At 63.4% G+C, this 24,798-nt stretch carries 21 protein-coding genes and 1 tRNA gene; 10 read left to right on the top strand and 12 right to left on the bottom strand.

Annotated features, from left to right (window positions below; genetic code table 11):
* Both KBC96_13590 and KBC96_13585 read left to right on the top strand, forming a co-directional pair.
* Positions 1-770 (top strand): hypothetical protein (locus KBC96_13590; protein MBP6965424.1); only part of this gene is annotated, 770 nt, incomplete at its 5' end.
* Positions 767-3,634, top strand: a complete 2,868-nt coding sequence (locus KBC96_13585; GenBank protein MBP6965423.1) for a VWA domain-containing protein — start codon at positions 767-769, stop codon at positions 3,632-3,634. The genes KBC96_13590 and KBC96_13585, both read left to right, overlap by 4 nt.
* A 119-nt stretch (positions 3,635-3,753) precedes the next feature.
* On the opposite strand, the gene KBC96_13580 is transcribed toward KBC96_13585, so the two are convergent.
* Entirely contained in the window at positions 3,754-4,383 is a 630-nt protein-coding gene (locus KBC96_13580) for a PEP-CTERM sorting domain-containing protein (GenBank protein ID MBP6965422.1), read from the bottom strand.
* A 240-nt stretch (positions 4,384-4,623) separates the two neighbouring features.
* On the opposite strand from KBC96_13580, the gene KBC96_13575 reads away from it, so the two are divergent.
* From KBC96_13575 to KBC96_13545, 7 genes are all read left to right on the top strand, one after another.
* Complete coding sequence (locus KBC96_13575; protein ID MBP6965421.1) at positions 4,624-5,529, top strand: ABC transporter permease; 906 nt, start codon at positions 4,624-4,626, stop codon at positions 5,527-5,529.
* Positions 5,526-7,928, top strand: a complete 2,403-nt coding sequence (locus KBC96_13570; protein MBP6965420.1) for a RecQ family ATP-dependent DNA helicase — start codon at positions 5,526-5,528, stop codon at positions 7,926-7,928. Before KBC96_13575 ends, KBC96_13570 begins: the two co-directional genes overlap by 4 nt.
* A 117-nt stretch (positions 7,929-8,045) precedes the next feature.
* Positions 8,046-8,939 carry a DNA-processing protein DprA gene (gene dprA, locus KBC96_13565; protein MBP6965419.1) on the top strand — a complete coding sequence of 298 codons (894 nt, stop codon included), beginning with the start codon at positions 8,046-8,048 and terminating at the stop codon, positions 8,937-8,939.
* 37 nt (positions 8,940-8,976) lie between these two features.
* Entirely contained in the window at positions 8,977-9,183 is a 207-nt protein-coding gene (locus KBC96_13560) for a hypothetical protein (GenBank protein ID MBP6965418.1), read from the top strand.
* Positions 9,184-9,830: 647 nt separating this feature from the next.
* Entirely contained in the window at positions 9,831-10,316 is a 486-nt protein-coding gene (locus tag KBC96_13555; GenBank protein ID MBP6965417.1) for a hypothetical protein, read from the top strand.
* Positions 10,316-11,455, top strand: a complete 1,140-nt coding sequence (locus KBC96_13550; GenBank protein ID MBP6965416.1) for a hypothetical protein — start codon at positions 10,316-10,318, stop codon at positions 11,453-11,455. Before KBC96_13555 ends, KBC96_13550 begins: the two co-directional genes overlap by 1 nt.
* Positions 11,452-12,402 carry a hypothetical protein gene (locus tag KBC96_13545; protein MBP6965415.1) on the top strand — a complete coding sequence of 317 codons (951 nt, stop codon included), beginning with the start codon at positions 11,452-11,454 and terminating at the stop codon, positions 12,400-12,402. The genes KBC96_13550 and KBC96_13545 overlap by 4 nt, the downstream gene beginning before the upstream one ends.
* Before the next feature lie 17 nt (positions 12,403-12,419).
* Here the strand turns inward: KBC96_13545 and KBC96_13540 are convergent, their stop codons facing one another.
* Both KBC96_13540 and KBC96_13535 read right to left on the bottom strand, forming a co-directional pair.
* Positions 12,420-13,709: a DegT/DnrJ/EryC1/StrS family aminotransferase gene (locus KBC96_13540; GenBank protein MBP6965414.1), complete on the bottom strand. Its 1,290-nt coding sequence runs from the start codon at positions 13,707-13,709 to the stop codon at positions 12,420-12,422.
* Between the two features lie 147 nt (positions 13,710-13,856).
* Positions 13,857-14,756 (bottom strand): PD40 domain-containing protein, encoded by a 900-nt coding sequence (locus KBC96_13535; GenBank protein MBP6965413.1) that lies wholly within the window; start codon positions 14,754-14,756, stop codon positions 13,857-13,859.
* A 199-nt stretch (positions 14,757-14,955) separates the two neighbouring features.
* Between KBC96_13535 and KBC96_13530 the strand changes: the two genes are divergently transcribed.
* Entirely contained in the window at positions 14,956-16,242 is a 1,287-nt protein-coding gene (locus KBC96_13530) for a hypothetical protein (GenBank protein ID MBP6965412.1), read from the top strand.
* Between the two features lie 94 nt (positions 16,243-16,336).
* On the opposite strand, the gene KBC96_13525 is transcribed toward KBC96_13530, so the two are convergent.
* From KBC96_13525 to KBC96_13485, 9 genes are all read right to left on the bottom strand, one after another.
* On the bottom strand, positions 16,337-17,875 hold the full coding sequence (locus KBC96_13525; protein ID MBP6965411.1) for a sialate O-acetylesterase: 1,539 nt from the start codon (positions 17,873-17,875) through the stop codon (positions 16,337-16,339).
* Positions 17,876-17,981: 106 nt separating this feature from the next.
* Positions 17,982-19,757 (bottom strand): hypothetical protein, encoded by a 1,776-nt coding sequence (locus tag KBC96_13520; GenBank protein MBP6965410.1) that lies wholly within the window; start codon positions 19,755-19,757, stop codon positions 17,982-17,984.
* 146 nt (positions 19,758-19,903) lie between these two features.
* Positions 19,904-21,244, bottom strand: a complete 1,341-nt coding sequence (locus tag KBC96_13515) for a glycoside hydrolase family 32 protein (GenBank protein MBP6965409.1) — start codon at positions 21,242-21,244, stop codon at positions 19,904-19,906.
* A gap of 326 nt (positions 21,245-21,570) precedes the next feature.
* Positions 21,571-21,645: transfer RNA gene (locus KBC96_13510), tRNA-Arg, on the bottom strand.
* Positions 21,646-21,722: 77 nt separating this feature from the next.
* Positions 21,723-21,920 carry a DUF951 domain-containing protein gene (locus tag KBC96_13505; GenBank protein MBP6965408.1) on the bottom strand — a complete coding sequence of 66 codons (198 nt, stop codon included), beginning with the start codon at positions 21,918-21,920 and terminating at the stop codon, positions 21,723-21,725.
* A gap of 37 nt (positions 21,921-21,957) precedes the next feature.
* Positions 21,958-22,929, bottom strand: a complete 972-nt coding sequence (locus KBC96_13500; protein MBP6965407.1) for an RluA family pseudouridine synthase — start codon at positions 22,927-22,929, stop codon at positions 21,958-21,960.
* A 2-nt stretch (positions 22,930-22,931) separates the two neighbouring features.
* On the bottom strand, positions 22,932-23,726 hold the full coding sequence (gene lgt / locus KBC96_13495) for a prolipoprotein diacylglyceryl transferase (GenBank protein MBP6965406.1): 795 nt from the start codon (positions 23,724-23,726) through the stop codon (positions 22,932-22,934).
* A gap of 3 nt (positions 23,727-23,729) precedes the next feature.
* Positions 23,730-24,221, bottom strand: a complete 492-nt coding sequence (lspA, locus tag KBC96_13490; protein ID MBP6965405.1) for a signal peptidase II — start codon at positions 24,219-24,221, stop codon at positions 23,730-23,732.
* Positions 24,218-24,583, bottom strand: coding sequence for a TraR/DksA C4-type zinc finger protein (locus tag KBC96_13485; GenBank protein ID MBP6965404.1), 366 nt, complete (start codon positions 24,581-24,583; stop codon positions 24,218-24,220). Before KBC96_13485 ends, lspA begins: the two co-directional genes overlap by 4 nt.
* Positions 24,584-24,798: the final 215 nt, after the last annotated feature.

Below are 24,798 nucleotides of genomic sequence, written 5' to 3'. Positions count from 1 at the left end.
ACCTGGTCGTGTTCGATGGAGTCACGCCGCCTGCAAGCCTCCCGCAGGGCGGATACCTGCTGATCGACACGGCATGCTCTCAGGGGCCGGCGCAGGCCGGCGAAATGCTCCAGCGCCCCTCGATCGTGGACTACGCGCGGGATCATCCGGTGAGCCGGTACGTCGACTTCGGGAACGTGCAGGTCGCGGAGGCGCATCGTCTCTCACCCACGAACTGGGCGACGACACTGGTGGAGAGCGCGGGTGGGGTGCTCGCCGTCGCCGGATCGAAGGGCGGCCGGAACTTCGTCCAGCTCTCGTTCAGCCTGCTCGACAGCGACTTCCCGCTCAGAGTCGGCTTCCCGATATTCGTGACGAACTGCCTCGACTGGCTGGTGCCGGCTCAGGCCTCGAACGCGGGTGAGAGCATCCGAACGGGCCAACCGATGTACATAGACGTGCCGACGAACGTGTCGGAGATCGAGGTCACCGACCCGACAGGACGGAAGCAGGCGATCAAGGTCACGCAGACACCGGTCATCTACGACGACACGGAGCGCGCGGGTGTCTACCACGTGACCGGCAAGGGCATCAAGCGTGAGTTCGCGTGTAATCTGGCTTCGATGCAGGAGTCAGCGACGGAACCGAAGGAGGCCTTCTCGGTCGGCGGCAAGAAGTTCGCGTCTACCGGAAAGCCGGTTCAGACGAACCGGGAGTTCTATTGGCCGCTGGTGCTGCTCGCGCTGGGGCTCCTGACGTTCGAGTGGTATGCGTATCACAGGCGGATATGATCCAGTTCACCAAGCCGTTGTGGCTGCTGACTCTGATACCGCTGGGGTACTTCACGTACCGGATGGCGGCGCACAGCCTGGCCGACCTGTCGAGCTTCAGGTCGAGGCTCGCGCTCGTCCTGCGATCGCTCATCATCTTCATGCTCGTCTTCGCACTCGCCGGCGCGCGGACGGTCCAGAACGTCTCCCAGCGGTGCGTGGTGTTTGTGATGGACGTCTCGGACAGCGTGCCGAAGGAGAAGCAGTTGGCGGCGCTCGGATACGTCAACCGCGCGCTGAAGCAACTCAAGAGCGAGAACCTGGTCGGCGTGATCGCTTTCGGCGCCGATGCGTCGGTCGAACTGGCGCCTACGAACATCCCGAAGGTTGACAAGATCTACTCGATCCCCTCGACGGGCAACACCGACATCTCTCAGGCGCTGGGCCTCGCGCTCGCACTCTTCCCGGAGAAGTGCGCGAAGAAGATCGTGCTCCTCTCCGACGGGAACGAGACCCGCGGGAAGGCAATCGAGCAGGCGATGCTGATCAACTCAAACGACGTGTCGGTAGACGTGGTGCCGCTCGCCAATGAACTCCCGCACGAGGTTCTGCTCGACAAGATGGTGTGTCCGAGCGGCGTGAAGGTCGGCGAACCTTTCGACCTCAAGGCGGTGGCGATTGCCAAGGAAGCGGTCGCGGCACAGATTCGCCTCCTGCGGAACGGCGTCCCGGTCGGCGTCAAGGGCGTGCAGCTCACGAAAGGAAAGAGCGTCCTCACGTTCCAGCAGTCCATTGACAAGCCGGGGAGCTACGAGTTCGAGGCGATCCTGGAGTGCGGGAAGGACACCCGGATGCAGAACAACACCGCGCTCGCGTACTCTATGGTCAAAGGCAAGCCGAAGGTGCTCTACGTGGAGGGCGTACCGGGCCAGGCGAAGTACCTCGCCGAGGCGCTAAAGCGGTCCGACATCGAAGTCGAGGCGCGCGACCGATCGGGGATCCCGAGCACGCTCGCCCACCTCAGGGGCTACGACATGGTGGTGCTCTCCGACGTCCCGGCGTTCGGAATGTCGGCCGAGCAGATGCTGCTCATCGAGTCGGGAGTGAAGGACCTGGGGGTCGGATTTACGATGATCGGCGGCGAGGACGGTTTCGGCGCGGGCGGCTACTTCGACACGCCGGTCGAGAAGGCGCTGCCGGTTGACACGTCGGTGCGCAAGACCAAGGTGCTCCCGTCGCTGTCGGTGGTCGTGGTGATGGACAAGTCCGGTTCGATGGGCGCGTCCGAGGGCGGAATGACGAAGATGCAACTCGCGAACGACGGCGCGGCGGCGGTGGTGAAACTCCTCCAGCCGATAGACTACGTGGGTGTGATCGTCTGCCACACGAGCCCAGTCACGGCGGTCAAACTCCAGTCGGCGAAGGAGAAGGGGCCGATATACGAGCAGATCTCCACGATCCGCGCGGAGGGCGGAGGGATCGCGGTCTTCCCTTCGATGCGGATGGCGTACGATATGATCCGAAGCAGCCGGACTCGGCAGAAGCACATCATTCTGCTGGCAGACGGCGCTGACTGCGACGACCAGGAAGGGGCGGTGCCGCTGGCCAAGCAGATGGCGGGCGAGAAGATCACAGTGACGGCGGTTGCGATCGGTGACGGCCCGCACGTGCCGTTCCTCAAGAACGTCGCGGCGGCGGGGCGAGGCAACTTCTACCTCACGCTGAGGGCGTCGGACCTGAAGGCGATCTTCACTAAGGACGTCATGACGGTCTCGAAGTCCCTGATCGTCGAGGAGCCGTTCGTCCCGACTATGGACCCGTCGAGCCCGGAACTGTCCGGCATCACGGCGGTCCCCGCGCTGCTCGGGTACGTGACGACGAGCCCCAAGCCGACGGCGCGCGTCTCGATGATCTCGAAGCACAAGGACCCTATCCTGGCGACCTGGCAGTACGGGCTCGGGAAGTCGGCGGCGTTCACCTCCGACTGCAAGGCACGCTGGTCGTCACACTGGGTCAGTTGGCCGGACTACGGCAGATTCTGGGCCCAGGTGCTCCGCTCGACGATGCGAAAGAACCCGCCGACCGATTTCCAGACGGTGGTTGAGGTGGAGAACGGGGTCGGCAGCGTGACCATTGACGCGGTTGACGACAAGGGCAACTTCCTGAATCAGCTCGACTTCAAGGGCTCGGTCGTCGGTCCGAGCATGAAGGGCAAGCAACTCGCCATCGAGCAGACCGGCCCGGGACGCTACGAGGCGGCCTTCGACGCGCGCGAAGTCGGCAGCTACGTCGTCAATGTGGTGAGACGCGACCAGGATCAGACCTCGCCGGACGTGAACGTCGTCACGATCCCCTACCCGCCCGAGTACAAGGACATCGCGCCGAACACCGCGCTCCTCAGGCAGATCGCGTCTGAGACGCGCGGGAGGTTCGATCCTGAGCCGTCGGAGGTGTTCACCCAAGAGTTCCGTCGGTCGCGGGCATACAACGACCTCTGGCGGCTGCTCGTAATACTGGCCGCGGTGCTGCTCCCGCTCGACGTGGCGGTAAGGCGGATCACGATCACGTCTCAGCAGTTCATGGAGGAGTACGACAGGGCGCGCGAGTTCATCCGGGCGCTCCGCATCAGGCGCAGGGCCGGACCGGCCGCGGAGCAGGGGCCTGAGATCGTATCGAGCCTGCTGCGCGCAAAGAGGGAACGGGAACCGGTCAAGAAGGTGCACATCGAGACCGAGGCGATCGCGCCCGGATCCCAGCCTCGGCAACCATCCGAGCCCGGACAGAGGCCGGCACAGGCATCCCCGTCCGAGCCGAAGCCAGCATCCGAGGACGCCACCCTCTCGTCCCGTCTACTCGATGCGAAACGGAAGAGGAAGCGCGACTAGAGACGGTCGTTCGAACCACCGTCAGAGGCGCGCTCAGGGCCATGCGGCGGCATCCGAAGAACAAGACATGCCGACGGTCCCGAGTGCGCCGATAGACGACGGTACGCGTCGGAAGCGCCCTATCGCTTCCTCCTGCGGACCAACAGAGCCGGCAGACCCATCGCCAGGGCGCAGAGCGAAGACGGCTCCGGGACTACATCAGTGCGCAGGTTGTCTATGCAGTAGATTTTCGGATCGGCAGGCCAGTGTGATGCCGGATTCCACATCTGTATGGTCAGCTTGTGCAGACCGGGGTAGGCCGCCCCCAGCGGAATCTCGATGCCGGTGGTGACTGCGGTGTGGCCCCAGTCCGAGCCCTGACCTCCGGGCCAGCCGTTGTTCTGCCACGTGCCGACTATGTTGACATCGTCAACAATGAAACGCAACGGAACGACGTCTATGCCGGTGTCCTGGCAGTCGAAGATGAGCTTCGTGGCACCGGTGAGATTGACGCCGGTCTGGGAGATCTGGGCGTAGGCTCCGGCGGTGACGGTCCCTGTGCCCCTGTGGAGCACGAAACTCCTGAGCCCTTCGGAGGCCCAACTCGTGGTGTAGTAGGCGCTGTACTTGCCGTCAGGGTCTGCGATGCCGGCCGTCCAGGCGGCATCGGTCTCGAAACTCGCGTTGGCGATTGCATCCGCTCTAGCCGGACCGGCCAGGCTCAGCAGAGCGACGAGCGCCAGCAAGACGGCTATGGTTGCTCTCATCATCTACATTCCTCCTTTCGCCGACACCACATCTTTGCAGTCGGTCTGCCAGCGTCGAGATGTGTATGTTGGCAAGCGCATGGCATATTACGGCTGAGTTGCAAGATTCATGCCAAACCGGCGGTCGGCACAAACAAACTCAACCATATCGCCTTAGGAGGCGACCGCGGCGGGAAGAGCGGCCAACAACGAGGGTGACTGGAGGGGCTCGGCAGGGCAACGGTGAACCTGAGAGAGGGGACCATGGGTGACATCTTAGACACCGAACTGATGCGAAGCACGCTGAGGCTGGCGACGCCGCTGGTGCTCGCCGCGCTGGGAGGCGTCCTCTCCGAGCGGTCGGGCGTCGTCAACATCGCGCTCGAGGGGATGATGCTCGTGGGCGCGTTCTTCGGGATGCTCGGCTCGATGCTGACCGGCAACCCGTGGGTCGGCGTGCTCCTCGGCATGGCGGCAGGCGGACTCCTGGGACTAACTCACGCACTGCTCACCCAGAAGATGCGGCTGAACCACATCGTGAGCGGCGTGGCGCTCAACATCCTCGCGCTCGGGCTGACGACCTACATCCTGCGCTACGTGATGAAGAGCGTCGGCGGGTCGCCGTCGGTCAACGGTATGCCGGAGTGGCGCATCCCCCTCGTCGGCCCGATACTGAGCAACCAGAATGCGCTCTTCTACCTCGCGATCATGCTGATCGTCGGTCTGAACTTCGTCTTGTTCGCCACTCCACTCGGACTGCGCATCCGATCAGCGGGCGAGAATCCCGAGGCGGCGCAGAGCGTGGGCATCAGGGTCACCCTGGTCAGGTACTCGGCAGTCACCTGCAGCGGAATCCTCGGCGGCCTGGCGGGGGTCTACCTCTCGCTCGGACAGCTCAACATGTTCACGGAGGGCATGTCGGGCGGCCGGGGGTTTATCGCGCTGGCGGCCGTCATTTTCGGCAGGTGGACGCCATACGGCGCGGCGGGTGCAGCTCTCTTCTTCGGGTTCTTCGATGCGCTCCAGATGCGGCTTCAGGGGCAGGCGATCGGCGGGATCGTCATTCCTTCGGAGTTCATGCTGATGCTCCCCTACCTGCTGACTATCATCGCGCTGGCGGGATTCGCCGGAAAGTCGCGAGCGCCCGCCGCTCTCGGACAGAGCGAATGACGGAAGACCTGCGCGGAGCCCTGAGTTCGGCATTCGGCTTCGACTCCTTCCGCCCCGGTCAGGAGGAGGCGATCAAGCACCTGCTGGCGGCGAGGCACGCGTTGGTCGTGATGCCGACCGGCGCGGGGAAGTCGTTGATCTACCAGCTGGCCTCTCTGCAACTACCCGGAACGACGCTGGTGATCTCACCGCTGATATCACTCATGCGCGACCAGGTGACCGGCCTCAACAAGAAGGGCATCCACTCCACTCTCATCAACAGCACGGTCGCCCCCGACAAGCAGGTTCAGAGAACGCGAAACATGGAGGCCGGGCGGTATCGGCTGGTCTACGTTGCCCCCGAGCGGCTGAGAAGCACGCAGTTCATGGAGGCGCTGGCGCGGACTCAGATATCCCTGCTGGCGGTGGACGAGGCTCACTGCATCTCTCACTGGGGGCACGATTTCCGGCCCGACTACCTACAGATCGGGGCCGCCCGTGCCCGGATCGGCAATCCCACCACGGCCGCTCTGACTGCGACGGCCACTCCGGCGGTGCAGGCCGATATCGTCAGAGCGCTGGGACTGCAACCCTGCGAGAAGATCATCACCGGCTTCAACCGCCCCAACCTGACCTTCGTCGTCCGCTATGCGGCCGACGAGGAAGCCAAGCTGAGAGTGCTTCACAGCCTACTGTCCGAGCGCAAGAACGGATCGCTGATCGTCTACACGGGCACGCGCCGCGAGACCGAGGAACTGGCGGACTTCATGACTTCGGCGGCGGGGACCGAGGCGCGTCCGTATCACGGAGGAATGGAGTCGGACGCCCGGACCGAGGTGCAGACGGATTTCATGGCGGGGCGGCTAAGGACGGTGGCGGCCACGAACGCCTTCGGGATGGGGATTGACCGCGCGGATGTGCGGATGGTGATCCACCACACGGTGCCGGGAGCGCTTGAAGCGTACTATCAGGAAGCCGGACGGGCAGGCCGGGACGGGGAACCCGCGAAGGCGGCCCTGATCTACTCTCCCAAAGACCGCGCCCTCCACGAGTGGTTCATCAGCCAGGACTCGCCGGGCTGGGACGAGCTTTGGGTGGTCTACGGAGCGGCGGCCGCCGCCGCGAGACCCGAGGGCTGGCTCGCGCAGGAGGACATATCTCTCAGGACGGGTCTGCGCGACGTGAAGGTGAAACTGGCACTCGCGCAGTTGGAGTCGGCAGGGATGATCCAGCGGCTCGGCGATTCGGGAACGCGGATGCTGCTTCGGTGCAACCCGTGGGACGAGAAGGCTCTCAGTGAAGTGGATCAAGCGGCGGCCGAGCACAGAGAGCACAGGCTGGATCAGTTGTCGCGGATGGTCTCATACGCGGAGTCGGGATCGTGCAGGCGCCGAATACTGTTGGCGCATTTCGGCGATCGGGAGCCTGCAGACGCACCGTCCTGCTGCGACAACTGCATCGGGAAGCAGGCGACCGTCTATGACTACGACGATCCGACCGATGAGGGCCACACGATCGCACTGATCATTCTGGACGCACTCGACCGGGCGTCGCGGGACCTCGGCCGGTCGAAGCTCGCGCAGGTGCTGGCCGGGTCGCGCGCAGCCGACATCCTGCAGTTCGGCCACAACCTCAATCCGAACTACGGCAAGCTGTCCGGGATACCCCAGTCGGTCATAAGGAATCTCGCGGACGAGTTGATCTCGGAGGGGTATATCCGGATGATCGGCGGCACGCTTCCTGTGCTGAAGTTGACTCCGCTCGGGATGACGGCGCTCAGGGAACGCCGGCCGATCAGCCTCGCCCTGCCCGAGAGGCCGTTGAGACCGGAGGGAGACGCGCATCGTTCTGTAGCAAGCTACCTCTCCCGGGCACATCCCAAACCGCTTGCGGGGCCGTGGGAAGTCGGCTGGGCGCTCGGATTCCACAGCGGGTTCAGCGGGGACCAGTGGGCGCGGAGCAAGATCGGCGAGCTAGCATACCGCCTGAAGTACCGTCAGGATCGCTCGGCGCTGCAACCGCTGGTCGAACTAATACTGTCTCTCATGGCCGAACATCGGGAACTGGCGGATGCCGACGTGATCACACCAGCACCTCCGTCGTCGGCCAAGGAGTTCGATCACGTGCGCTCGCTTGCCGACGCGCTCGGGGCGAGACTCGGGATTCCCGTTCGCAGCGCGATCTCCCGGACTAGAGAGACCGAACCGCAGAAGGAGATGCGATCGCTCGCCCAGAAGAAGGCTAACGTGGCGGGGGCGTTCGACGCCGCCGATGACGTCAAGGACAAGCGGGTCCTCGTGCTTGACGATTTCTACGACTCCGGGGCGACCCTGGAGGAGATAAGCCGGGCGCTTCGCCGCGCCGGCGCACAGCGCATCGCGGTTCTGACCCTGACAAGAACGATACACACGGACGCGTGACCTGCGCAATCTACAGGACAGGGGCGAAGCATCGGCTTCCGATGGCCGATATGTCTAAGTCGTCAGCAGCCAATGCTTCGCCCTCACGGATACGGTTGCGAATGAACGGAAACGACGATGAATGAAGTCTACTGGCTCGCGCTCAGCACCGTTTCGGGCATAGGCGGGAGGACCGCCAAGCGGCTGATCGAACGGTTCGGCTCGATTCCCGCGGCGTTCGACGCCGAAGAAGAAGAGCTGTCACTGATACCTCGCATGACGACGGAAATGATCGCAGGCATGCGGAACGCGCCCCTGGAGCAGTTGGAGGACGAACTGTGCGACCTGAGGAGCGAGGGCATCCGACTACTCACATGGGACTCGGACGACTACCCGGCGAACCTGCGCAAGGCCGACGACGCGCCGCCGATTCTCTTCGTGATGGGCACGCTGACCGGCGACGACGAGCGGGCGGTCGCGATCATCGGCACACGCGAGCCTTCGGACGAGTCCATCGCGCTCGCGAGCAGGCTTGCACGCGAGTTCACGGGATGCGGGTTCACGGTAGTAAGCGGACTCGCGCTCGGCGTTGACGCCGCGGCCCACGAGGGCGCGCTGGACGCGGGCGGGCGGACTCTGGCGGTCTTCGGCTCGGGTATTCGGCACATTCACCCCCGAAGCAACGAGATGCTGGCCGAGCGAATCCTGGAGTCGGGAGCGCTCCTCTCCGAGCTGCACCCGAATACGCCGGTGCAGGGTCGCAACCTGATGGCGCGCGACCGGATCATCAGCGGCCTCAGCCTCGGCGTGATCGTGGTCGAGGCGGGCATCAAGAGCGGAAGTTTGGACACGGCCGCGAAGGCGAAGAAGCAGGGAAGGCTCGTGATGGCGGTCCCGGGCAGCCCCGGGACCGATGAACTGATCTCCGGCGGGGCGGTCCGGCTCGACCATGGTGCGAACATCGCGGACCTCTGCGAGCAGATCGAGAACTGCCCCGGCGGTGATCCAGTGGATCAACTCGGCCTTTGGTAGCATAGATCCCATGGGACGTATAGGACACATAGGACCAATGTGCGACTCGGATAGACAGCCGACAGGCGGGCGACCGAAGAACCTCGAGATGCAGCACGTCCACTGTCACCGGTGCCACAGGCACCTCTGCGCGGCTCCGATCGGCACGGACGTCTACTGCCCGAAGTGCAACGCCTGGACCCCGGTCGAACGAGTGGAACTGCCGACGCAGGTCGGCGACTTGTTCGAGGACAAGCAGAGATGACCCCGAAGGAACGAATGCTGAAGACGATGAGACACGGCGCGGCCGACAGAGTGCCGGTCGCGCCGGACATGTCGAACATGATCCCCGCGCGCCTGACCGGGAAGCCGTTCTGGGACATCTACCTCTACCAGGACCCGCCGCTCTGGGTGGCCTACATTGACGCCGTGAAGCATTTCGGCTTCGACGGGTTCCTCGACTACCAGGTCCACATCGCGTTCGCCGACGAGATTCAGCCGCCCGATCCACGTTGGCACAATGTCATCGTCGAGCGCACGCACGAGCACATCGTGACCCGGGCCTTCTTCGAGGAGGACGGGAAGCGGACGTGGTGTCCGCACACGACGGTATACCAGAGGGCGAATCCGCCGAGCGGTGGAGTCCACTTCAGTAAGCTCGGCCTGCCCGAGGCACCCGACCGATGGGAGCCGATCGAGGGGGTCAAGCAGTGGCCTCAGGGCGAGGAGCTGTTCGCCACGGCCTACGAGATGCTCGGCGACGCGGGCGTGGTCGGCATCACCTGCGGCACGAGCGTCGTCGTCGGGAACGAGGACGGCATCTACGAGTACGCAGACAACCGCGAGGCCGTCCGCGAGCGGTCGAGGTTGATCCTCGAGGCGTCGAAGCGGCGCTTCGAGAACATCCGCAAGATGAAGGCGCGCCCGGACTACGTGAGCTGCGGCGGCTCGGGGACGCTCATCTTCCAGACCGCGGACATCTTCCGCGACGTCTCGCTGCCGATCGTGCAGGAAGTGACGCGACTCTGCAAGGAAGCCGGCATCGTGAGCCACATCCACTCCTGCGGGCCGGAGACGGCGCTCGTTAAGATATGCGCCGAAGAGACCGAACTCGACGTGATCGACCCGCTGGAGGTGCCCCCGATGGGCGACTCGAACCTCGCCGATCTGAAGACCCGGTACGGCGACCGACTGGTGCTGAAGGGCAACCTCCACACGACTGAGGTGATGCTCCACGGTTCGTACGACGACGTGATCCGCGCATCGAGGCAGGCGATCGAAGATGCGGCCGAAGGGGGATCGTTCATACTCTCCACCGGCGACCAGTGCGGGCGCGACACGCCTGACCGGAACATCGAGGCGATGATCCAAGCGGTCAACGAGTACGGTAGATACTGATGGCAAGGGCAACGCCGGTCAGTCATGCATCTCTGGCGATCAATGTGGAGAAGACCGTGCGGCGGGAGGAGTACCTGGACTACATGACATTCCAGGCGAACGACCGCCCGCTGTTCACCGAGATCTTCGGCCCGCTGATCGGCCTCAAGGAGGAGTGGGCGGAACAGGGAGCTGCGCCCGGGGAACTCAACCTCTCGGCCTTCAGGTTCCGCGCGCCGATGAGAGGGCGACTCCCCGTCAACACCGGCTGGATCGGCGGAAACCCCGAGCAGGTCCTGGAAGAGACGGACGACTTCAGGATCACGCGCGACCGCATGGGCCGCACGATGAAGCTCTCGAAGGGCTATTCCACCCTGCCGCTCCCGCTCGACTGGCCGGTGAAGTGCATGGACGACTGGCTGCGGGTCAAGCACCACTACGAGTTCTCCGAGGAGCGGCTCGACGTGAACTGGGAGCAGGTCGCGCGCGAACACCTCCAAACCGGGCGGGCACTGATGGCGGGCATCCCCGGCGGATTCGACGAGCCGCGGCAGCTCATGGGCGAGGAAGAACTGTGCGTCGCCTTCTACACACAGCCGGAGTTGATCCACGACATCCTGCAGACGATCGGCGACACGGCGTTCAGGGTGCTCGAGCGGGTGTCGTCGGTCGTGCCGGTAGACGAGTTGAGCGTACACGAGGACCTCGCCGGAAAGAGCGGACCTCTGGTCGGGCCGAAGCAGGTCAAGGAGTTCATCAAGCCGTACTACCGGCGTATCTGGGACATGCTTCGGAACCGGGGCGCGCGGCTCTTCAGCCAGGACTCGGACGGAGACATGAACCCAGTCATCCCGGCGTTCATCGAGGCGGGAGTAAACGTGATGTATCCCATGGAGCCGGCCGCCGGGATGGACATCGTGGAGGTGCGCCGAGCATACGGCACGAAGCTGGCGTTCTGGGGCGGGATCGACAAGCACGTCATCAGGCGGGGCCCGGAGGAGATCGAAGCGGAGTTGGAGTACAAGATTCCACCGATGGTCAAAACCGGCGGATGCATACTGGGACTCGACCATCGAATCCCCAACGGTACTCCACTGGAGAACTACCGGTTCTATATCAACAAGGCGTGGAAGATCATGGATAGAGAGAACAGACAATGACACCCAGGGAACGTTTCATCACCACGCTCGAGGGCGGGCAGGTCAATGGACGAGTGCCGCACTTCGAGCTTGTGTTCTTCCTCACGATGGAAGCCTTCGGCAAGGTGCATCCGTCACAAAGGCATTACGGCCAGTGGGACCAGATGGAGGAGAAGGAGCGCCGCCTACACCGTGAGGACATGGCGAACTCGTACATCCTCATGGCCGAGCGCTTCGAGCACGACGCCATCTTCCTGCACCCGAATCCCGGGAGCTTCGATGAGATCGTCAGGCTGATAGACATAATTCGCGACAAGACGGGTGACAAGTACTTCCTGATGCTCCACGGCGACGCGACGTACGGCATCCCGAACGGCAGCCACATGGTGGATTTCAGCCTGCGGATGGCAGACGACGCCGACGGCATGAAGGCAGACGCGCAGGCGATGGTAGACGGCGCACTTCGGAACGCCGAGCGGTTCGTCGGACGCGGGTTGGACGGGTTCGCCCTCTGCGCGGACTACTGCCTCAACACCGGACCCTTTATGAGCCCGAGCCAGTTCGCCCAGTTCGTGACCCCATACCTGACGAGACTGACCAGAGGCTACCGCGACATGGGATTCTACGTCATCAAGCACACCGACGGAAACATCATGCCGATCATTGACCAGCTCGTGGAGAGCAATCCACACGCGCTGCACTCGATTGACCCTCAGGCGGGCGTAGATATCGCCGAGGTGAAGCGGCTATACGGCGACCGTGTCTGCCTGATCGGAAACGTGAACTGCGGGAAGCTCGACACGGGCACGGACGAGGAAGTGATCGAGTCGGCCCGCTACGCCCTCAAGAGCGGGATGCCCGGCGGCGGATACGTCTTCTCTACGAGCAACTGCATCTACACAGGAATGAGGCTGGCGCGATACGAGTTGATGCTCGACGTCTGGCGCAGGGAGGGGAACTACGCATAGCTCGCAACCGGAGTCGTCTATTGGCCTCCCGCGGTCTCCCGGATGTCGAGATCGCGCAGGTTCTCGAAGACCTTCCTGATCGCCATGCCCACCAGCCGGGCGACGGACCTATCGTTCGGCGCGCGCAGGGGGTCGGTCATCCCGAAGTGCGTGTCGCAGTGCCTCTGCGCTACCGGGAAATCGCCCGGATCATAGGATACCGGACCGGAGTGCGGGCATTCCCACGGGCAGCCTCTGCCGTATGCGTTTCGCGCCTGGAATACGGTCATCGCGGGCAGCGTGAACCGCTGCCAGATGCCCACCGGAACGCCTTCGGCCTGGACGGCGGCCATGACCGCGTCCCTGAACATGGTCTCGGAGCCTGAGTACCCGCAGGCCGACGGATCAACCCGGAGAGTGTAGTTGTACCAGTTGTGCAGGCGGCCTTCGGGCTCCACCGGAAGGATCAACCCGGGAATCCCCGAGAGCTCCTCTGCGAGGGCGTGAGCATTGCGCCGCTGCACCTCCAGATAGCGATCGAGCCTGGTGAGCTGAGCCCGGCCGAAGGCGGCCGTGAGATCGTTGTTGCGGTACATCCATCCCAGCGCATAGGCATGGTAGTCCCGGTCCTCGGACGGCGTACGAGCCTCTCCGAACGACCACACCATCTTGGCGCGTTCATAGACCTCTTCATCGTCCGTGACCAGCATCCCGCCCTCGCCGGAGCAGAGGCACTTGTTCTGGTTGAAGCTGAACGCCGCACAGTCACCCCAGAGGCCTACTCTGCGCCCTTTGAACTTCGCGCCGTGCGCCTGGCAGGCGTCTTCGATGACTCTGAGCCCGTGCCGGTCGGCGATCCGCGCAACCCCGTCCATGTTCACCGGCAGGCCGTGTAGGTGAACGACGAGCACGGCTCTGGTGCGCTCGGTCACCGCCGCCTCGAGCCTGTCGAGATCAATGTTCATCGTGTCGTAGTCAATGTCCACGAACACGGGTATGCAGTTGTGATGCAGCACGCAGGTGGCGCTCGAGGACCACGAGTAAGCCGGCACGATGACCTCGTCGCCCGCGCCGCATCCGCAGGCTGCGACGGCCATGTGGAGCGCGGCGGTGCCGCTGTTCGTGGTGATCGCGAACCGATTGCCGTTCCAAGCGGCGAACTCCCGCTCGAAGGCGGTGCAGTTCGGGCCGAAGGCATGGCTTCCGGAGTCGAGAGAGGCGAGGACGTACTCGCGATCTATGCGCTCGATCGGCGGCCAGCCTCTGATCGCGCCCTCGGGGATCGTCCTCTCGCCCCCGTTGATCGCCAACCTCGTTCTGTCGCTCAATACAGACTCCTCCTGCGGATGGTTCGAACCGCACGGTCGCCCCACCAGGATGCGTCACAGTCGGGATGATGCTGCAACAAGAAGCCCTGCAGGCGGCGGAGTCAGTGCGTCGCCATGCAGGGCCGGGTCCGGCCTTCGACCGCGTCATCAGTCATAGAGGAAATAGTCGGCGCTTCCAGCGCTGTTGGTAATATTGACCTGGCCGGTGCCGTCCAGATTCATAGCATACAACTCCGAGTTCCCCTCCCAGTTGTTCATGAAGACGATTCTCTGCCCGTCGGGGGTGAACACCGGGGTGTACGAATCCTCTGCGCCACTGGTCAGTTGCTGAACATTGCTGCCGTCGGCGTCCATGATGAAGATATGGGAGACGCCCCCATTACGGTCTGAAGCGAAAGTGATCCGGGTGCCCTCGGGACTGAAGCAAGGTGAGCAGTCCCGAGCGGGGTCGTTGGTCAGATTGACGGGATCGGTCCCGTCCGCATCCATGACGTATATCTCGTCGTTACCGTCTCGACTCGTGCCGAATGCGATCTTCGTTCCATCGCTGTTGAACGTCGGCGAGGCATCCCAGACTGCCTCGTCAGTCAGCATGGTTTGGTTTCCGCCGTCCGCGTCCATGATGAAGATCTTGACGGACAGAAAGCTGGCCTGCCTTGTGAAGACGATCTTCAAGCCGTCAGGACTCATGCAGGGACTGCAGTCTGAATCCGGATCGGTGGTCAGCCTCGTCGCGATCCCTCCCAGGATGCTCATCTTGTAGACCTCCCAGTTACCGTCGCGGTTGCTCGTGAACAGCACCTGGGTTCGATCCGGAGTGATCCTGCCGTAACTATCGACGCTGTTGTTGAACGTGAGCCTCGTCAGTCCCGTGCCGTCTTCGTGCATCGCGTAGATCTCCGGGTTGCCCGCGATCTGCTTTGTGAAGACGACGGCGCGGTTGGCATCAAGGGTGATGCCGCCGCCACCGCCGCCACATCCGGCAACGGCAACTGTAAGCACCAGACAGCGAGCGAAGCCAGACAAGTACCGCGTGTGTTCAGGCATATCGTTCCTCCTCAGCAGTGGTTGGTTGCTGCTAAGATCATCATTTCGACAGGCGGCTCGATAATCCTGCCGAACCGGGAAGGTGCAGGAGCTTCGGCCCACCACGGATCAGATTGAGACGAAGCCGGAGTGGTGCTATAATGCCAGCGAGTGATCTCGGCCCGTGTCACGGGCGACCGGTGGACGGATGGAGGCACAAATGCTGCTCAGAGTCATGATCGCCGTCGGCTGCATCGGGCTGACGGCCGCATGTGGGATCCCGGCGGCGGCGAAGTCGGAAACGAGATGGAAGATCGGCGAGCCGATCGTCACCTACTGGGCCGGGCCGGGCAGCGGGGACTTCATGGCCCTGGACGACCGGGCGGCCGCACAGCTCGCCGCCGGCGGATGGAACCTCGGGTGGGCAAGCAAGCCCGAGGACCTGGATGTCTACCACCGTCACGGCCTGCGAGCCATGCTGGTGGTCGGGACGCCCAACATTGATGATCCGGATAAGGCAAAGGCGCTCGATGCGCTGATCGAGAGGGTGAAGGACCATCCGTCGCTGTACGCCTACTACGTCACGGACGAACCCGGAGCGGGCTCATTCGCGGGACTGGGGAAGCTCGTCGCTTTCCTGCGTCAGCGAGACCCGGCCCACCTCCCATTCATCAACCTGTATCCCACCTACGCCAATGCGGCGCAACTCGGCGTCAGCGACGACGCCGCGGAGCGCGCCAAGGTCGGATATCCCACCAACTTCGCCGGGATCGGGACCGACAACGGCACTGTACTCCGCTACCGAGAGCACCTCCGGCAGTTCGTCGATACGGTCAAACCCGACCTCATCAGTTACGACCACTATCATTTCCTGAAGAACGGGGACGGCGCGCAGTACTTCCTGAACATCGCGATGATCCGTCAGGCAGCGATGGAGGCCGGGAAGCCGTTCATGAACATCATCCAGACGTGCGACTCACCCGCCGAAGGTTGGCGCGGCCCGAACGAGAACGAACTGCGGTGGCTGACATACACGTCGCTCGCCTACGGGGCACAGGCCATCGCCCACTTCCGCTACGATATCGGGCTATGGGAGAACCCCAAGGACCCCACTACTCCACTGCCGCTCTACTGGGCCCTCTGCCGGATCAACCGCGACTTCACCGCGATCGCGAGGAAGCTCCAGCCGTTGAAGTCGCTGGGCGCATACCACTGCGGGACACTGCCCCTCGGCGGTCAACCGCCGCCGAAGGGAGCCCCCTTCCTGCCGTCCCCGGCCTCGCAGGAGATTCTGATCGGATACTTCGGCCGATCCGCCCGACGCGCTACACACGCAGTCGTGGTCAACCTGGACTACCGGAAACCTGCCAGCACGACCATCGCCGCGCCCGGCCCGATGGATGTCTTCGATGCCCCGACCGAATCGTGGTCCGGCAACTCGGGAGGCGCGAGACTTCATCTCGATCTTCCACCGGGCGGCGGGGCGCTGGTTCGCCTGCGAAGGTAGCGGGAAGGGCGGCGATGCCCGCTCACGTGTTCGGGACGGTTGACGGCGCGCGCAATCGCTGAGCGGGAACTCCCACATCGGGCGAGACGCACGGCTACTCCCCTTCGACCAGAGTATCCTTGTCGCGAACGCCCTGCCAGAAGGGCCAGTCGTCGGTGCGGAACGGCGACGCCGGCAGTCCGGCCTTGTTGATAAGGTTGCAGTCCGGGTTCATCTCCCAGGCGTAGCGAACGGCGACCGGAGATGTGATGCTCTCGCTTCGCACGAGAACGGTCCGGCCGTCTATCAGAGCCTGCGCCGGAACGAACTCGCGGTCGGCCCCCGCGATCACGAACCCTTTCAGCGCTCCTCCTCCGCGGACTGCCAGACCGCCGCCGATGGACCTGAAATGCAGCCGAACGGCACCACCCTCGACGGTCATGTAGGTGTAGATCGGGCCGTCGGCGACGACGTTGATTCCATAGACCTTAGCCTTCGCCTGAAGTGCGAACCTGCGGGCGACCTCCTGCTTGTTCGTGAAATGAACATTCTTCGGATCGCCGATGTCTATGTCCACCACCAAACCGGTGTTCCGCAACTTCGTCGTCATGAGCATTGACTCCCTCAGCTCCTCCCAATGCTCGTTCGGGTCCTTCGAGACCCAGTTCGCCATCTGGCACAGGAAGAAGGGGAAGTCACCCAGTCCCCAGGACTTACGCCAGTCCTGAATCATGGCGGGCATGAGAACGCGATACTCGAGCGCGCGTCCGCGGTTCGCCTTGCCTCCGGCCCAGAGCACGCCGCGCATCCCATACGGAATGAGCGGGTGGATCATGGCATTGTAGATCGAGGCCGGACGCGCCTGATGGCCTTCGAGGGTCCGCATCTTCGGCGCGGGCTTGCCAGCAGCCCTGGCCTCTTCCGCAGCCTTCAGCGCGGCCTCGTGCTCGGCGGGGAAGGCCGCCTTGCGCTCCTCCCAGAGCCTGAAGTACGGGGCCGCCTCAACGGGATGCGCCTGCAGCGCTTCGAGCCGCATGAACGACTCCATGTTGCTGCCGCCCCAAGCGCTGAGGATGATGCCGACCGGCACTTTGAGCGTGTCATGAATCTCGCGCGCGAAGAAGTATCCCGTGGCGGTGAACTTCCCCACCGTCTCCGGGCTGCAGACCTCCCACTTCCCAACGGTATCCGTCTGCGGCTCGGGGCGCGCCTGCAACTCCACGGTATAGTTGCGAATCTGCGAATAGTCCTTCGCGCCGGCGATCTCCTTTTCGGCGTTGTCGCACTGCTTGACCGACATCACCATGTTCGACTGGCCCGCGCAGAGCCAGACCTCGCCGACGAGGATGTTGCGCACCTTGATCTCGTTCCTGCCTCTCACCGTCATCTCGAGCGGCCCTCCGGCCTTGATCGGCGGCAGCTTGACCTGCCAGCGTCCGTCGGCCTTGGCGACCGTAGAGACTGAATGTTCGGCGATCGACACCGTGACGCGCTCGCCGGGCGATGCGGTACCCCAGATCGGCACAGGGATGTCGCGCTGGAGCATCATGTTGTCGCTGATCAGCGCGGGGAGCTTGACATCAGCCTCAGCGGACGTCCAGAAGACTGCCACCAGTGCAAACGCAGCGAACCCGATGCTTGCGGCTCTTCTCATGGCTATCCCTCCAGATCATGCGCGACAAGACTGTGTGCGCGCAATAGAGTCTTCCGCCGCGCGGGGTAGCATTCCTGCAACGAGTGGGGGTGCTCGGACGGTGATGTCACTCTGATGGAAGGCGAGTCATCGGACCAGTAGGGAGGACTCGGCGCGCGATTCCGCAGGACGGAGTCTCGAAACACGAACTGATCCCCGTCACGATGAGACGATCGCCGGGTTGCCAGCCGGTCGGGTTGCAGATCACGCGCACGCCGATGTTGGCCTCCGCGCCGGTGGACGTGCAGTCACGCAGATTCGATCCGTCGTCTACATAGAGGTAGTCCGAGCCGATCTGAGTCACCTTGCCCCAGGTTCTTATCAGCAGCCCGATGTTGTTCAGGCCCTCAGACCCCTTCACTCCAGACGTGTACGGGCCGACCGGTCCGCCCCCGAGACAGCGGTTGGCCACCGCCAGGGGCCGCGCAATCTCGCCGGATCGCTCGAGCATCACGCTCGACGCGAGCAACCTGCGTTCCCCCTCGAGCGACGACATCTCACCCCTGACCGTGACCACGTCCCCCTCGGCAACCACCGCCCCGGAGACGACGCGCAGGCCGGAGTACCGCGCAGGCGACTGGATATAGAAAGACCCGGGGAACACGGCCGTGACGATCCAACCGTAGACCGAGGCACCAACGGCGTCGGGTAGGTACTTGGGGTTGTAGCGCCTGTCGGGACCCAGCAGTTCCTCGAGAATGAAATCGGTGGTCTCGGCGGTTATGACGCTGTGACCGACTGCACTACTCTGGTTGATCGTTCTGGCGAACTTCGACACGCCGCTCCTGATGTCGAGGGCGGATTGCGTCGGGATGAAAGTCGCGATGAAGTGCTCGTCGAGTTCGAAGCTGTCGGTGCGGATATTGCCCGGCGCGAAGTTGCTGCCGATCGAACCGGGGGCGACGTCCATCGGCTGGGCGGGATACGCCTGGGTGCAGAGCTTGATCCTGCCGAATATCGTCGAGAGATACGTGCGGGCGGTGTACATCGTGTCTCCAGCGTTGTGCGGCGGCGGCAAGAGGCTGCCGTTCGCGACGGCTACGTTCCGGCACTTGTGGGGGTATCCGTCGCCGTTCAGAGCGTTCAGTCCTGCGTAGAACCAATCGTGAGCGGCAGATGAGCCGGTCCAACTAGTCGCCGATGGGAGCGCGCCGAGCGCGCAGCCGCTGTTCTGGTAGCTTCGAACGCTCGTATAGAGCATCGAGAGCGCGGCATCGCAGCCGAGCAGAGGGGTCAGGGAAGGATCGTTCCCGAAAAGCACGATCTCCTGCAGGGAGATCGGCCCGTTCGCTCCCTGCTGCGGGGAATCGCCCGACACGAAGAGACGCACCAGCCCATCGGACCATCCGCCGTTCTGCTCGTCGCGGGCGAGAGCGTACCGCGAGACTACTCCGCCCATGCTGAGTCCGAGAACGTCCACCTTAGCGTTTGTCAGCCCTCCCCAATTCGCCGCGATCTGGACGGCGGAACTGACGAGATTCGCATTGGCGGTGATCGCTCCCCCGCCGTCGCCGAAGTCGAGGAACCAGACGCTGCGCCCCGCGGCACGCGCGATGTCCACGCCGCCCCACGCGTTCAGCATCTCATAGACCTCAAGCGGAGACGTGCTGTTCTGCGGGTCGAAGCCCTCGACCACGATGACTGGATCTGAGTAGGCACCGTCGTACGCAGGGAACAGCTGCATCGAGCCGGCCGGCACGGTGCGCTCGACCAGCACGAGGTTCGTGCCGTCCAGAATCCCCGTGGTCGCGGTGGCGCCTGGGAGAGGCACGACGGCATCCTGCGCCGACGCAGGCAGGGTGAGCGTGAGAAAGAGCGTGACTATCGCGAGTAGTATCTTCATGGAGAACCCGACTCAAGTCTACTACCGCACCGGCAAACAGTCAACACAGACCAGGCGAAAACAGGCAATAGTACCGGGTCGAGTCCCGCCCGAGCGCCTGGCCGATGATCTGCCGGTAGCTGTTCATGCAAAGACCTCCGGTCTGCTCAGCGATGGGGCCAAGCTGATCTCAGCTTGTAGACCCTGAGGGACAGGACCCTCGCCGGGCCTCCCCGTGCTTCCAGCGACAACCCCGACCGCTCAGCCGTCGGGAGAAAACACGAGGTCATGCACACCTTCCCGTCGTTAGCGAAGACCTCGATGCTGGTGCGGTCAACGAGTAGCCGCAGCTTGATCCGTCCGTCAACCGGCGAGAGGTCGGCGGTCCGGCCGAGGCATGTGAGCTTCCCGTCTTCCGCGGAGTAGCCGATCGTCTCGCCGAGTGCCTTGATCTCAATCCCAGAGGCGTCCTTAATCTCGATCTCTGCGCTGATGTCGAAGAGGTCGCCGCTGATGCCCACGAGCAGATTCTTCCCAGGCTCGAGCATCTCGTTTCTGAAGGCGCACTCCGTCTCGCGCAGGGTCTCGATCTCCCGCACCGGCAGACGGCATATTCTCAGTCCCTCGGGGAACGGTTTCAGCTTCAAATCGGTCGGGAAGCTCATCTGCTGGTTGAAGGGCATTCCCGGGTACTGCCCGCCGCGCATCCACGCGCTCTGGATTCGGCGGCCGTCCGGGGCGTCGCTCCAAGTCTGGACGGCATAGAAGTTGCCGCCGAAGTCGCCGGTGTGCGGTCCGCTCTCCGGGGTGTACCGCTTGCCGTCGAATGTCCCGACGTAGTAGTCGCCGTTAGCCGCCGTCAGAATCCACTTCGTGCGACCGCCGACCTTCAGCGGGAAGAAGTCCGGACACTCATCGCGACCGGGGAACTCGATATCCTGGGTCCTGGTCCAGGACTTCGCATCCTTCGACTCGAGGAGCGCGAACGAGTTGCCGTCCAGGTAGAGGACCATGATCCACTTCCGGCCGTACCGTATGACTTTCGGGTCGCGGTTCGATCCCTGGATGTGAGGCACGACGGGGTTGCCGGGGTACTTCATCCACGTGTCTCCGCCGTCGTTGCTGTACGCGATACACTGGGTGAACGGCTGACCCTTAGACTCCTCCGACGTTCCGCCGGCAGCGGTGTAGAAGGCGATAAGCGGCTTCTCCTTGCCGGTCCCGAAGCCGGATGTGTTGTCCCAGTCAACCACCGCGCTGCCGGAGAAGATAGTGCCCAGGCGGTCGGGGAGGATCGCGTGCTCAACCTGCGCCCAATGCACCAGGTCGCGGCTCACGGCGTGGCCCCAAGTCATATTTCCCCAATCGGTGCCGGACGGGTTGTGCTGGAAGAAGAGGTGGTATCGGCCCGCGTAGTAGACCAAGCCGTTCGGATCGTTAAGCCAGTTGGCCTTAGCGGTGAAATGGAACTGCGGACGGTACTTCTCGGAATAGAGCCTATCGGTCATTTCCGGGGCAACCTTTCCGTCGCTCAGAGCAATCACATAGCGGGCGTGACTCAGAGGCGTCCACGCCGGATCGAAAACCGGCGCAGATGCAGCGTCACTGCGGGCTGCGGACAGAAATCCGGCGAGCATGGCGATGGCAGCGAATCCAGCTCTCGTGTCGAACCTCCCCAGACTGCGATGGACCGCTGCGCTTCTCGGACGCGCTCGGCTGATGAAGGATACCACGGAGGGCGAGCAGCCTGCAAGGTGTCTGGCTGCCCGTCACCAGAGCAGATGAGTGGGGATTGACGAGCACTGCGGTTCTTCGCGGGGAGGTCAGGCAAACATGGCGCCCCCGACAGGACTCGAACCTGTGCTTCGGGCTCCGGAGGCCCGCACTCTATCCGCTGAGCTACGGGGGCACGCGAGATCATGGTATCAGATCGCGCAGGAAGTGTCAACGGGCGAGAGTTATCAATTATCAGTTGTCAGTCATCAGTCACGGTATGTCGTGGCTGCTCAGGTTCTTGAGACGGCGCTCGAACTCGCTCCGGACGAGCATCACCCTCCGGCCGCATTTCAGGCACTTCATGCCGATGTCCGCGCCGATACGCGTAACCTGCCATTCGAAGCTTCCGCACGGATGAGGCTTTCTCATGGTGGCGATATCACCGATCTTGACCGGAATGGGAGCCACTTACGATCTCCTTCGCTGATACTGGCCGGCACGGTCGCTACAGGACTATTGACCCGGCGCGAAGGCGGTCCACCAGCGCCTGCATGTCATTCGGCACGGGAGCGGTGAACTCCATCGGCGCGCCGGTGCGCGGGTGATCGAAGCTGAGCCGGAACGCGTGAAGCGCCTGCCCATGCAACTCACCGATCAGCCGGTTGATCTCCCGTACGAACTCCCCGCAGCCGGACTCCAGCCGCCGATTGCCTGAGTAGACGGGATCGCCGACGACAGGATGCTTTGCGTAGGCGCAGTGGACGCGCACCTGATGCGTGCGCCCCGTCTGGAGTCTCGCCTCGACAAGAGCGATCGTGCCGAACCGCTCGGCCACGTGCAGTTCGGTGACGGCCACTCGCGACCTGTGCGCCGCAGACTCGATAACCGCCATCTTCTTCCGGTCCGACGGGTGGCGTCCGATCGAGGCGTCTACGACGGCGTCCGTCCATTTGGGATCGCCCCAAACGAGAACGACGTACCGCCGCTCGGCCCTTCGCGACTGAATCTGCTTCTGCAGGCTCTGGTACGATGGGTCGCTCTTGGCTACCACCATAACGCCCGAGGTATCCTTGTCGAGCCTGTGAACGATCCCCGGACGCTCGACGCCGCCGACCGACGCCAGGCCCTTGCAGTGGGCAAGGAGGGCGTTCACGAGCGTTCCATCCCTCGAACCGGGAGCCGGATGCACGACCATGCCTTTCGGCTTGTTGATGACGATGAGTTCTTCGTCCTCGTAGACGATGTCCAGCGGAATATCCTGCGGTTGAGCGTGTGCCGGTTTCGGCGCAGGCACGGAGTAAGCGATGACATCGCCCGACCTCACCTTGTATGATGCCTTCTCGGGCGAGCCGTTGACGGTCACGCGCCCTTCCTCTATCAGTCTCTGAAAAGTCGAGCGGGTGATCTCCGGCGCTCTACCCACGAGGAACGCGTCGAGGCGGCCGGAGTCGTCGGGCGATACGGTCATCTCCGGCATGGTCAGTTCCTCCGGAGGCCTCGGAAGCGGACGTAGAGGTAGGCAGTCGCGGCGGCAAACATTATGACGCTCGCAACCTGAGCCTCGGTCAGGCCGGCAAACGCGACTTCGGCAGTGACACCCTTGCGCAGGAACTCGACTAGGAAGCGATAGACCGAGTACAGCGCAACGTAACTGAAGAAGACCTGCCCGCCGAACCGCCGCCGCCTTTCGATCCAGACCAGGATGCCGAAGATCGCGAAGCTGGCGAGCATCGAGTATATCTGGGTCGGGTGGCTCGGAACCGTGAGCGCATGCGTCACAGGGTCGGTGACGAAACGCACCGCCCACGGGACGCTCGTCGGCAAGCCGTAGCAGCATCCGTTGAGGAAGCACCCGATCCGCGCGATTCCGTAGCCGAGCGCAAGCCCGGGAGAGAAGAGATCTGCAACATCCGGGAACGAGAGCCCTTTGCGGCGAGAATATAGCCATCCCGCCAGCAGCCCGCCCGCGAACCCACCGTGGAAGGAGAGGCCGCGGAGACCCCCCTGATCCGAGAGCATCCCACTCCAGAGCCCCCTGATCTCCGATGGGTAGCGCAGGTAGTACGGCAGCTCAAGCAGAATCGAGGTCAGGTGGGCGAGCACTATCCCCGCGAGCAGGGCATAGAGGGAGATATCAATCACCTGATCCGCGGAGATGCCGCTGCGCTTTGACGCCCTGAGCGTCCGCAAGAGCCCGACGACAAGGGCGAGCCACAGCATGAGGCCGTAAGCTCGGATCGGGATCGGGCCTATCTTGAACAGAACCGAATGCAATGCTTACCTCTCTGTGGGCTCTGGAGGAGTATCGCCATCTTCCCGGCAGGTCTGTTTCCCGGAGAGAATGAGATGCGCGGCGAACAACACTATCCCAATGGTGATTGCCGCATCGGCGACGTTGAAGACCGGCCAGACTCGCAGATCTATGAAGTCCAGGACGTACCCGAGACGCAGCCTGTCAGCGAGGTTTCCGGCAGCGCCGCCCAGTTCCAATCCAAGAGCGGTCCCGACTAGACCGCTGAACGAGCCGACCCGGCGGCTGTACGCGACGATGACGACGACGACGGCAAGCGAGACTATGGCGAGCAGCGCCGCGCCGGACTGGAAGAGGCCGAATGCGCCGCCGGTGTTGTGGACGACAGTGACATGCAACGGCCCGGCGGACACCGAATCCCCGTGCTGCATCTTCGACGACACGAACAGCTTGGAGGCCTGATCGAGTGCCGCGACGATCAGAGAGATGATGTAGATCCGCGTTGCCGTCAGCTTCACTCGATGGCGTCCTGACAGTCCACACAGTAGAGCGCCCACGGGACAGCGTTGAGCCTGCCGGACGATATCTCCCGCCCACAGCGGTCGCACTCACCGTAGGTGCCCTTCTCGATCTTCTTCAGCGCGTCTTCCACTTTGGCAAGCAGATCCCTCAGGTTGTCCCGCAACGCCAGGTCCTTGACCTTCTCGAAGGCCTCGGTCCCCATGTCGCCGGGATGGTTGTCGTAGTCCGCAAGTTCGCTCTGGCCGAATGCGGTATCACCGTCGCTGATGCGTTCCTCGATGAGCCCGGTCTCTTTCTCGAGACGATCTCGCTCACACTCAAGAGTCTTCCGGTATTTGTCCAGGTTGAGATTCCGCATTCGATTCCTCCAGAACAAAGCACCCTGGCGGCAGCACGGAGATAGTATACTCCCATCGGGGTTTTCGCGCAACGGATCTGAGGCATGGGGGTCACTCCTGCTGGAGTGTGTACATTTGTTTTGGGCTCGTGTCTCGCGGACTTGATTTTCATCACTATGCCGCCAGCGCTTCCAGGGCTTTCTGGCGGGCGCGCTTCGCCTTCTGCGCGCGCTCC

The sequence above is a fragment of the Armatimonadota bacterium genome, from assembly GCA_017993055.1.
Lineage (GTDB): Bacteria > Armatimonadota > UBA5829 > DTJY01 > DTJY01 > JAGONM01.
Note: the sequence above shows the minus strand (reverse complement) of the source record. Positions and strands in the feature narration are given on the sequence as shown.

Bases quoted from the DNA above. Each gene is read 5' to 3' on its own strand.
- KBC96_13585 (MBP6965423.1), top strand. From the start codon at position 767: ATGATCCAGTTCACCAAGCCGTTGTGGCTGCTGACTCTGATACCGCTG.
- KBC96_13580 (MBP6965422.1), bottom strand. From the start codon at position 4,383: ATGATGAGAGCAACCATAGCCGTCTTGCTGGCGCTCGTCGCTCTGCTG.
- KBC96_13575 (MBP6965421.1), top strand. From the start codon at position 4,624: ATGGGTGACATCTTAGACACCGAACTGATGCGAAGCACGCTGAGGCTG.
- KBC96_13570 (MBP6965420.1), top strand. From the start codon at position 5,526: ATGACGGAAGACCTGCGCGGAGCCCTGAGTTCGGCATTCGGCTTCGAC.
- dprA (MBP6965419.1), top strand. From the start codon at position 8,046: ATGAATGAAGTCTACTGGCTCGCGCTCAGCACCGTTTCGGGCATAGGC.
- KBC96_13560 (MBP6965418.1), top strand. From the start codon at position 8,977: ATGTGCGACTCGGATAGACAGCCGACAGGCGGGCGACCGAAGAACCTC.
- KBC96_13555 (MBP6965417.1), top strand. From the start codon at position 9,831: ATGAAGGCGCGCCCGGACTACGTGAGCTGCGGCGGCTCGGGGACGCTC.
- KBC96_13550 (MBP6965416.1), top strand. From the start codon at position 10,316: ATGGCAAGGGCAACGCCGGTCAGTCATGCATCTCTGGCGATCAATGTG.
- KBC96_13545 (MBP6965415.1), top strand. From the start codon at position 11,452: ATGACACCCAGGGAACGTTTCATCACCACGCTCGAGGGCGGGCAGGTC.
- KBC96_13535 (MBP6965413.1), bottom strand. From the start codon at position 14,756: ATGCCTGAACACACGCGGTACTTGTCTGGCTTCGCTCGCTGTCTGGTG.
- KBC96_13530 (MBP6965412.1), top strand. From the start codon at position 14,956: ATGCTGCTCAGAGTCATGATCGCCGTCGGCTGCATCGGGCTGACGGCC.
- KBC96_13525 (MBP6965411.1), bottom strand. From the start codon at position 17,875: ATGAGAAGAGCCGCAAGCATCGGGTTCGCTGCGTTTGCACTGGTGGCA.
- KBC96_13520 (MBP6965410.1), bottom strand. From the start codon at position 19,757: ATGAAGATACTACTCGCGATAGTCACGCTCTTTCTCACGCTCACCCTG.
- KBC96_13515 (MBP6965409.1), bottom strand. From the start codon at position 21,244: ATGACCGATAGGCTCTATTCCGAGAAGTACCGTCCGCAGTTCCATTTC.
- KBC96_13500 (MBP6965407.1), bottom strand. From the start codon at position 22,929: ATGCCGGAGATGACCGTATCGCCCGACGACTCCGGCCGCCTCGACGCG.
- KBC96_13485 (MBP6965404.1), bottom strand. From the start codon at position 24,583: ATGCGGAATCTCAACCTGGACAAATACCGGAAGACTCTTGAGTGTGAG.